This is a genomic window from Luteitalea sp., assembly GCF_022842525.1.
Lineage (GTDB): Bacteria > Acidobacteriota > Vicinamibacteria > Vicinamibacterales > Vicinamibacteraceae > Luteitalea.
Window position 1 is genome coordinate 1 of sequence record NZ_JALHPM010000228.1, and the last position, 8806, is coordinate 8806.

Annotated in this window: 9 protein-coding genes; 3 read left to right on the forward strand and 6 right to left on the reverse strand. The window is 71.2% G+C overall.

Annotation, left to right across the window (positions count from 1 at the left end; translation table 11 throughout):
- A partial coding sequence (locus tag Q0C41_RS27390; RefSeq protein ID WP_291989502.1) for a hypothetical protein occupies positions 1-542 on the forward strand: 542 nt, incomplete at its 5' end.
- A gap of 144 nt (positions 543-686) precedes the next feature.
- Here the strand turns inward: Q0C41_RS27390 and Q0C41_RS27395 are convergent.
- Positions 687-1670, reverse strand: a complete 984-nt coding sequence (locus Q0C41_RS27395; RefSeq protein WP_291989504.1) for a bile acid:sodium symporter family protein — start codon at positions 1668-1670, stop codon at positions 687-689.
- 46 nt (positions 1671-1716) lie between these two features.
- Positions 1717-2886, reverse strand: coding sequence for a DUF2062 domain-containing protein (locus Q0C41_RS27400; RefSeq protein WP_291989506.1), 1170 nt, complete (start codon positions 2884-2886; stop codon positions 1717-1719).
- A 54-nt stretch (positions 2887-2940) separates the two neighbouring features.
- Here Q0C41_RS27400 and Q0C41_RS27405 point away from each other — a divergent pair, with 54 nt between their 5' ends.
- The gene (locus Q0C41_RS27405) at positions 2941-3855 is read left to right on the forward strand and encodes a hypothetical protein (protein WP_291989508.1); all 915 of its coding nucleotides are present in this window, start codon (positions 2941-2943) and stop codon (positions 3853-3855) included.
- A gap of 40 nt (positions 3856-3895) precedes the next feature.
- Here the strand turns inward: Q0C41_RS27405 and Q0C41_RS27410 are convergent, their stop codons facing one another.
- Complete coding sequence (locus Q0C41_RS27410) at positions 3896-4324, reverse strand: hypothetical protein (protein WP_291989509.1); 429 nt, start codon at positions 4322-4324, stop codon at positions 3896-3898.
- 23 nt (positions 4325-4347) lie between these two features.
- Between Q0C41_RS27410 and Q0C41_RS27415 the strand changes: the two genes are divergently transcribed.
- Positions 4348-5826 (forward strand): class I adenylate-forming enzyme family protein, encoded by a 1479-nt coding sequence (locus Q0C41_RS27415; protein ID WP_291989512.1) that lies wholly within the window; start codon positions 4348-4350, stop codon positions 5824-5826.
- Between the two features lie 42 nt (positions 5827-5868).
- Here the strand turns inward: Q0C41_RS27415 and Q0C41_RS27420 are convergent, their stop codons facing one another.
- From Q0C41_RS27420 to Q0C41_RS27430, 3 genes are all read right to left on the reverse strand, one after another.
- Positions 5869-6261, reverse strand: coding sequence for an OsmC family protein (locus Q0C41_RS27420; RefSeq protein ID WP_291989514.1), 393 nt, complete (start codon positions 6259-6261; stop codon positions 5869-5871).
- A gap of 12 nt (positions 6262-6273) precedes the next feature.
- On the reverse strand, positions 6274-6756 hold the full coding sequence (locus Q0C41_RS27425; RefSeq protein ID WP_291989515.1) for a DinB family protein: 483 nt from the start codon (positions 6754-6756) through the stop codon (positions 6274-6276).
- On the reverse strand, positions 6753-8806 hold a 2054-nt coding region (locus Q0C41_RS27430; protein WP_291989518.1), incomplete at its 5' end, for a gamma-glutamyltransferase. The genes Q0C41_RS27425 and Q0C41_RS27430, both read right to left, overlap by 4 nt.

An 8806-nucleotide genomic window follows, 5' to 3' on the forward strand; every position in this document is an offset into this window, starting at 1 on the left:
ACGGCGCGGCGGTGACGGCCGCGGGCACCGCGCCGCCCGAGTCCATGGCGGTCGAGGCCGAGTGGGGCTCATGGACGGGATGGCTGTTCTTCGACCGCCTGCCGGACGGCCAGCTGCGCGCCTGGCGGGTCGATGGCTGGACGCGGGACGCCCGCCTCCGTTTCGCGCACGCCCCCGCCAGCGACGCGCCGTTCGCTCGCCAGTCGCTGACCGACTTCGCCACGGCACGCAACTTCGTCCCCGTCCACCCCTTCGCGTTCGCGTCGGCGCGCGACAACGGCAACGGCGGCGTGGTGTTCTGGTCGGACGCCCGCTTCTGCTGGACACCGGCCGAACGGGCCGATGCGCAGGACGACGTCCCACACCAGGACGTACGCCCGGCCCGCGGCCCCCTGCGCTGCGCGCTGTGGTTCGGCGGCTCGTACGACGCCGACGGGCGTCCCCACGAGGCCCTCGTCTGGCTTGGCGGCCATCTCCAGCGCCGATCACCAGGGCGATGGATGCTCGAAGGACGGAGGACCGAGGAGGGAGGACGGAGGTAGGACGGAGGGGCGAGGACGGAGGATCGAGGAAGGAGGACGGAGGTAGGGGCGAGGTGGAAGGACTTCTCAGTGGCACTGACCTCTCACCTCTGACCTCCGTCCTACCTCTTTCCTCTTTCCTCTCTCCTCCGTCCTCTCGGGTGATTACCGCCCTGGGGGTTTCTGCCGCCAGTAGGACGCGAGGACGCTGCCGGCGGCGTTCATCCACGGGCCGAAGATCGCCGCCGCGAGGCCGGCGTCGGTGCTGTGCAGCACGCTGATGGCCAGGCCGGAGGCCATGCCGGCGTTCTGCAGGCCGACCTCGATCGACGCCGTGCGCGAGTCCGATTCGTTGAGCCCGGCACCGCGCGCGCCCCAGTAGCCCAGCGTGAAACCGATCAGGTTGTGCAGCGCGACGACCGCGAACAGGGTCGCCGCCACGGCGAGCAGCTGGTCGCGCGAGTTGGCCGTGATGATCGTGATGATGGCCGCGATGGCGATCATCGACACGAGGGGCAGGATGCGCGGCATCCAGCGTTGATCGCGCAGCAGCTTGTTGAAGACCAGCCCCGCGATCACCGGCAGGATGATCATCTTCATGATCGAGATCATCATGTCCCAGGCATCGATCGGCACGAAGCGACCGGCGAGCAGCTGCATGGCGAGAGGCGTCAACACCGGCGACAGCAGCGTGGAGCACGCCGTCATCGTCACCGACAGGGCGACGTTGCCGCCGGCGAGGTAGGTCATCACGTTGGACGCCACGCCACCGGGCGCCGCACCCACGAGGACGACGCCCGCGGCGACCTCGCCCGTGAAGCCGAACAACCGCGCGAGCGCGTAGCCGGTGATCGGCATCACGCAGAACTGCAACAGGATGCCGACGAGCACCCCTCGTGGCATGGCCAGCACCCGGGCAAAGTCACCGAGGCTCAGCGTGGTGCCCATCCCGAACATGATGATCTGGATGAGCGGGACGATGAGCCCCGTCAGCTTGTAGCCGCCCGCCGTGAGGAACAAGCCGGGGTGGAACATCGCGGCGGCGACGCACGTGAAGACCACGGCGGTGAAGGTCAGGCCGGAGAAGCGAGCCGAACGACTCACCCAGAACGACAGGGCGGCCAGCGCCCCCAGCACCAGGATGCTCATCGGCTCCAGAGTCTAGTCCGTCCGGGCCCGTCGGCGTCAGCGCCGATCAGCGACCGTCGGTGCGCACGCCGGCGCTGATGAGGACGTTGGCGAAGGGCGTGCCGTCGCCCATGGGCTGGACGTGCGGGGCGAAGCCTTCCTCGTACAGCAGCCGGCGCCAGTCAGCCTGCGACCGGAAGTGGAAGCGCTGACGCCAGCGACCCGTCACCAGGGCCTTCAGCGTGTTGCCGAGGCGCACCATGCGGAAGCGCCATCCGGCATCGGCATCGGCCTCCCGCACGAGCAGACGACCAGTCGGCGGCATGGCGGCACGAATGGCCTTGAGCAGTTCGCGCTGATCGGCCTCAGGCATCATGTGCAGCACGTCGAACAGCAGCACCATGTCTGCGTGCGGCAATCCAGCCTCCCGCGCATCGCCGGTCAGGACCTCGGCCTCGTGCTCGAGGGCTCGCACGGCGATCCCGGCGACGCGTGGACGGAGTTCGACGCCGACGAGCCGGGCGAACTGCGGCGGGTCGGGTCGGGTCGTGTCCCAGGTGCCCTGCGCCGCCGTGTCCTGGGCTTCCGCGACCAGCGCGAGGGTGAGGCCCTGCCCGCAGCCGATGTCGAGCAGCGTGCCCGTGGCTGCCGGAAATTCGGCAGTCAGCGCCGCGGCGTAGACGGGATCGCCCGAGAGCTTGCCGCGGGCGAACTCCCACGCGGTGATCCCCGAATCGAGATAGCGGTCGCTCGCGCGACGCACCAGGAGCTGGAAGAACGGGTCCCTGGCCGGCCGGCGCGCCGCATATGTCACGAAACCGCCCATCGCGCCCACGATCACTCCGACGACGACGCTGCCGACCACCAGGTCGGCGCCGAACTCCCAGATGCGGTCGGGGGTGAGCATGTCCCAGGCGAGCGTCAGGAAATGCCCACGCCGCACGAAGGATCCCGTCTGGACCTCGGCGTAGAAGAGCGGTGGGACGATCAGGGGATTGATGACATTCGCGGCGAGGTACATCTTCAGGCGGTTCAGGCGAAAGGCGACACCCGCCAGCCAGCACAGCCCGAAATGGACGCCCCAGAACGGCGTGCACCCGACCATGAGGCCGACGCCGATGGCGACCGACTCGCGCCCGCGCGTGTCGCCCTCGGTCCGCAGCGCATGGATGGCGCGCTGCAGGCGGGAGGCCCGCGACAGCGCGCGCGCGCTGCCGGCCAACGGAACCGTGGTCATCTTCAGGTATTATGACGGCTCGTCCCGCGCAGCCGGATGCGGGGTCGTGCAGTGATGCCAAAGACCACGGTCACGACGCCAATCGCGCTTGCGCCGCTTGCCCCGCTGCCACCCTCCTGGGTGGATGCCCTGGTGGGTCCCAGCCCTTCGGTCTCTCGTACAGACGCGCTCGATGGCACCGTCGAGGTGCGCACCGGTCCCGACTTCACGCACGTCGCCATCACCATCCCGCAGGCGCACACGCTGCCGCCGGATCGACTGCACGAGCACGTCCGCGACGCCTACCTCTCGGTGGCGGCCACCCTGAACGCGCAGCAGCGGCACCCGGTGCGGTTCTGGAACTTCGTGCCACACATCCACACGCCGTCGGGGGCTCACCTCGACCGCTACATGATCTTCAACGGCGGCCGGTTCGCCGCCTGCGAGCACTGGCACGGGTCGCCCAACGACTTCGATCACACGCTGGCCGCGGCCTCGGGCGTCGGCGTGCTCGGCGAAGCCCTCGCGATCCACTGCCTCGCCGCCGACGATGCCGGTGAGCCCGTCGAGAATCCGCGGCAGGTCCCGGCCTACAAGTATTCGCGGCGGTATGGCCCCCGCCCGCCCTGCTTCGCGCGCGCCACGCGCCTCGCACGCCAGGTGAACGGCGCGTGGTGGCTGCTCGTGGCCGGCACCGCGAGCATCTGCGGCGAGTTGACGGTCCACGCCGGTGACGTCGAGGGCCAGACCGTGGAGACCCTCGACAACCTCGACGCGCTGCTCGCCGCCGCCGAGGACAAACGCGGCGCCAGTGACGCGCGTGCCCGCTTCTCCAGCCTGCGCGTCTACATCGTCCGTCCCGACGATCTGGGCGTGGTGCGCGATCGGATCGCGGCGCGCTATGGCGAGATCCCCGACATCGAGTTTGCGCAGTCCGAGTTGTGCCGCGCCGATCTCCTCGTCGAGATCGAAGGCATCGCCGAACTGTAGCGGCCGGACGTGTCCGGCAGGCAGGTCGTCCGGCCTCGGCTCAGCGCGACGGCACGTCGGCCAGCGTCAGGCTGCCCCTCGCCACGAGGACGCCATCGGCCGTCACCGTCCCTTCGATCTTGAACAACCCGCCCATCCGACCGACCACCCGCGCCTGCGCCTCGAGGACGACGTCCGTGCCACATCCGGCCGGGAAACGGAAGCCGTCGACGGCCGCGACACGCAGCGCCCGCGGCTGATGGGGTTCCCCTGGACGCGACGTGCCCGCCGCGAGCCCACCGGTCTGCGCCAGCAGCTCGATCAGCACGATGGCCGGCACGACCGGCTGGCCGGGAAAGTGGCCCTGAAAGTAGAAGTCGTCGGCGCGGGTCAGGCGACGGCAGACCGCCTGCTGTCCCGGCTCGACGGAGACGACCTCCTCGACCAGGCGCATCGGCGGCGTGTGCGGCAGCAGCGAGAGATACTCCACGGCTTATCATCGCCCACGGCCGCATGACCTCCCACTCCCCCATCGCCGAGGCCTTTGCCAGCGTGCTGCGCGACCGCGGCGATGACACGCTGGTGATGGCGCCGAGCGAGTCGCTCGTGCTCTCGGCGCGCACGCTCGACGCGCTGGCCACGTCGCTGTCGGCCGCCCTCGCCCGCATCCCGCTCGCCCCGGGCCACCTCGTCATCACGAGCCTCGGCAACGCCGCGGTGATGCCGGCCGTGACGCTGGCCTGTCTCCGCGACCGCCTGCCACTGATGCCCGCGGATCGCAGCGTGCCGGTGGCCGAGCTCCTCGCCCTCGCCACCCGGTGGGACGCGGCCGCGGTGATCGCGCCCGAGGGCCTCGACCTGCATGTCGGCGGCACGGGGCCTGCCGACCCGACACTCGCACGGGTGCGGATCCCGATCGGTCACGGACTCGCCGCCTGGGTCGCCGCAGCGCTGCCGGCGCCGGGCCGACACGGCGCCGCGGCCGTGTTGAAGCTCACCTCCGGCAGCACCGGCGCTCCTCGCGCCACCTGCACCGAGGAACGGCACCTCGTGGCTGACGTGTGCCACATCGTCGAGGCGATGACGATCGGTCCGCGCACACCGCAGTTCGGCGTCATTCCGCTGTCGCACTCGTACGGGTTCAGCAACCTGCTCCTGCCGCTGCTGTGGCAGGGCACGCCACTGCTGGTGCGCCCGCAGTTCGTCCCGACGCAGGTGGCGCCGGACATCGTGTCGGCGCGACTCGAGACGTTCGCCGGGGTGCCGTTCATGTTCGAACACCTCGCCGCCCACCAGGCGCTGCCGCCGCTGCCGTCCCTGCGCCTGGTCCTCTCGGCCGGCGCGCGCCTGTCGTTCGAGGCCGTGACCGCGTTCCACGCCGTGACCGGGCTGAAGGTGCGGTCGTTCTATGGGTCGAGCGAAACCGGTGGCATCTGCTTCGACGACAGCCCGCGGCTGGACGCGCGTGTCCCGGTGGGGCGTCCCATGGGCGCCACCCGCGTCGATCTCGTGGCCGACGCGGACGCCCCCCAGGGCACGGGTCGCATTCGCGTCTCCGGCCCGAACGTGATCGATCGGTATGCCGACGACGAGGGGCCGCACCTCGGCGGGACGTTCCTCACGGGCGACTACGGGCGCGTCGAGGCCGATGACACGTACGTGCTGGTGGGACGCGTCGCGTCGTTCGTCAACGTGGCGGGACGCAAGGTCGTGCCGCAGGAGGTCGAGGCGGCACTGCGCGCCCTGCCCGGCGTCTCGGACGCCGTCGCCCTCGGCATCGACGATGCGGTGCGGGGCCAGGCGCTCGGCGTGTGCCTGGTGAGTGAGGCCCCGTGGACGGCGCGCACGGTGCGGGAGGCGCTGGCCCCGCACCTCGCCCCGTACAAGCTGCCGCGCGTGGTGGTGGTCACGCGAGCCCTGCCGCTGACCGACCGCGGCAAGGTCGATCGCGCGGCGATCGCCCAGCTGCTGGCGCGCGCGTCTGCGTCGTGATGGTGAGCAGGAGGCCGCCGGCGGTCGACGCGGGTGCCGCGGCTACGCGAGGCGCGTCTCGGACGCCGCGCCGGCCTTCAGCAGCTTCGCCACCGGGCACGCCTCGGCAATCTCGAGCAGGCGCGCCTTCTGCGTGTCGTCGAGCGCACCGGTCATCGTGAGGTGCTTGACGAACGCGGGCGTCGGCTGCGCCGTGTACTCGACCCGGACGGTGAGGCCGTCGAGCGACCAGCCCTTGCGGCCGGCATACATGCGCAGGGTGATGGCCGTGCAGGCCGCGAGGCTGCCCGACAGCAGTTCCATGGGGGTCGGCGCGGTATCCGTGCCGCCAACCGTGACGGGTTCGTCGGCCGCGAAGGCGTGCGTGCGCGTCGTCACCGACGTCTGGTAGCCATTGCCCAGGGTGGCGGTGGCGTCGAGGGTCCGGGAGCTCATCACTCCAGCCTATCAGCCGACGAGCTTCTTCAGGATGGCGATCTGCCCGCCGTGATAGGCGAGGTGCTGCACGACGCCGGAGACGGTCTGGGCGAACGAAACGCCGGTGCCGAGCGCCGGGTTGCGCGCATCGCCGACCAGATCGTCCCAGCGCGCCTCCGGAAAGGCCGCGACGGCTTCGGTGAGATGCGCCATCGCGTTGGCGAGCGCGAGATGCATCGCGAGCCAGCCGGCTTGATCCGTCGCCCGCGGCAGCGGCCAGTCCCCTTCGATCGGATCGGCCGCGTCGTGCCCCGAGAGGCGGCGCGTGACCTCCGCGACCCACGAGGTCATGTGGGCGACGATGGCCGCGATGGAATGGATGCCGGCCGGAGGGGTCGCCATGGCCTGTGCCACGGACACGTCGGCGAGCAGGTGCGTGATCGACGAGCCGTGCCACGGGTCGCCATCGAAGGCGCGATGGAGTTCGTCGACGAGGATGGACGTGCGCGTCATCGTGTCACCGCCACGGCATGGTGTGAGCGCCTCGGCTCGGCTCCGGCCTCGAGGCGTCCGGTCGTGTTGTCGAACTGCAGCACGGCGGCGTAGCCGTAGCGCAGTTCACCCTTGCGTCCCACCTTCTGGAAATGATGCCCGCGCGACGCCAGGTCGTCGAGGACCGCGCCGGGGAAGCGATCCTCGATCTGGATCCGGGGCCTGAGCCCGGCAGGATCCGCGGGGTCGCGCCCGATGAGCATGCGGGGCGCCTCGATGGCCGCCTGCGCCCCGAGGCCGCCATCGACGTGACCGAGGATGATGCCGTAGACCGAGGCGGTGATCCACGCATTGCCGGCGGCGCCGACGGCGAGTCGTGGCTTCAGGGTGCCGTTGACGTCCTCGCACACGAGCGTCGGGGCACTGGTCGAGGACGACCGCATCAGTGGCAGGAGTTGCCCGTACGCACCACGCACCGTGCGGTAGCCGCGCAGGTGGTTGTTGTAGAGGAAGCCGAGCCCCTTCGAGACATAGAAGTTCCCGCCCCATGTCGACAGCGTCTGCGTCAGGACGATGACGTTGCCGGCCGAGTCACCGACCGCGAAGGCGGTGGTGCCGCGGCCGATCCGCTCGCCCTGCCCCTGGCCGACCGCGTCGGCATCTTCGGCAAACGGGGCCGCGCGGGTCGGGTCGATGCGCCCGAACAGCGTGGCGGCGTGGGCCGGATCGAGATGCGGCGCGACGTCGATGGGCCAGAGGGCCGGGTCGGCGACGCGGCGCAGCGGGTCGCGCACCTTCCACGCCTCGATGACGTGGTGCAGGTAGTCGGGCGTGTGCGGTGCCACGGCCCCGCGCGGCACGTCGTAGCGATCCAGGATCTGGAGGGTCTCGACCAGGGCGGTTCCCGTGGCCACCGGCGGCGGCGTGCCGAAGACCCGCAGCCCGCGATAGCGACCGCTGACGGGTGTGCGCTCGATGACCTGGTACTGCGCGAGGTCCTCGAGGCCGATGATGCCGCCGCTGGCCTCCATGTCGGCGGCGATCCGCCTGGCCACACTGCCGTGATAGAACGCGTCGGCGCCTTCTGACGCAATGGCGCGCAGCGTCGCCGCGTAGTCGGGGTTGACGAAGCGCTCGCCGGCGCGCGGCACGCGGCCGTTGGGCAGGTAGACCCGCGCCGCCTCCGGATAGCGCTCGAGCAGGGCGCGCCCCTCCCGCAGCGTCGACGGCAGTGCCTCGTCCAGTTCGTACCCGTTGGCCGCCAGGTCGATCGCCGGGGCCATCAGCTGCGCCCAGCTGAAGCGACCCGAGCCATAGCGCTTGTGCAGGTGGTCCATGCCGGCGACCACGCCGGGGATGTTGGCCGCGGCAGGACCATCGCCGACGAGTCGACCGTCGCGGAAGATCGCCGCGTTGGTGAGCGTGGCGTGGATCGGCGACTGATCCTTGTAGTCGATGACGAGCGGCTCGCGCATCCCGTTGAGGAACAGCAGGGCCATGCCGTCACCGCCGATGCCGGAGGCGTCCGGCTCCACGACGCCGAGCGCGAACGACACGGCGATGGCGGCGTCGACGATGTTGCCGCCCTGGGCGAGCACGCGCGCCCCCGCGTCGCTGGCCAGCCGATGCCCGGACACCACCATCGCATCCTGCGAGCTGACCGGCGTCCGCACGAGCGGCTGCCGCGCTACGAGGTCGTCGACCACGCGCTCGAGGTCCTGGCCTGACGTGGCGGCGGCCGCACGCGGCCGCATCTGGTCGCGCAGCGCCTCCCAGGCGGCGGCAGACGGCCCTGCCTGGTAGTAGAGATCCCGCAGCAGTTGCCAGGTGCGGTCGAACGCCAGCGTCCAGCGCGCGGCGTCGGGCGTGATGGCGCTGGTCACGCCCTGCGCGCCCGCATCGGGCGGCAGCGGCGCCGGGATGGTGCGCAGCGTGAATCCCTGGCCGCGCTCGAACAGCGGGGGGGCCTCGCCGGGGAGCCGCGCCGGATTGCCGTTGTAGGCCGGCCACTCCGCGGGCAGGTCGGCCAGCAGCAGGATCCGGCCATCCGGCGACCACGCCGGCTGCGACC

Bases quoted from the DNA above. Each gene is read 5' to 3' on its own strand.
- Q0C41_RS27395 (WP_291989504.1), bottom strand. From the start codon at position 1,670: ATGAGCATCCTGGTGCTGGGGGCGCTGGCCGCCCTGTCGTTCTGGGTG.
- Q0C41_RS27400 (WP_291989506.1), bottom strand. From the start codon at position 2,886: ATGACCACGGTTCCGTTGGCCGGCAGCGCGCGCGCGCTGTCGCGGGCC.
- Q0C41_RS27405 (WP_291989508.1), top strand. From the start codon at position 2,941: ATGCCAAAGACCACGGTCACGACGCCAATCGCGCTTGCGCCGCTTGCC.
- Q0C41_RS27415 (WP_291989512.1), top strand. From the start codon at position 4,348: ATGACCTCCCACTCCCCCATCGCCGAGGCCTTTGCCAGCGTGCTGCGC.
- Q0C41_RS27420 (WP_291989514.1), bottom strand. From the start codon at position 6,261: ATGAGCTCCCGGACCCTCGACGCCACCGCCACCCTGGGCAATGGCTAC.
- Q0C41_RS27425 (WP_291989515.1), bottom strand. From the start codon at position 6,756: ATGACGCGCACGTCCATCCTCGTCGACGAACTCCATCGCGCCTTCGAT.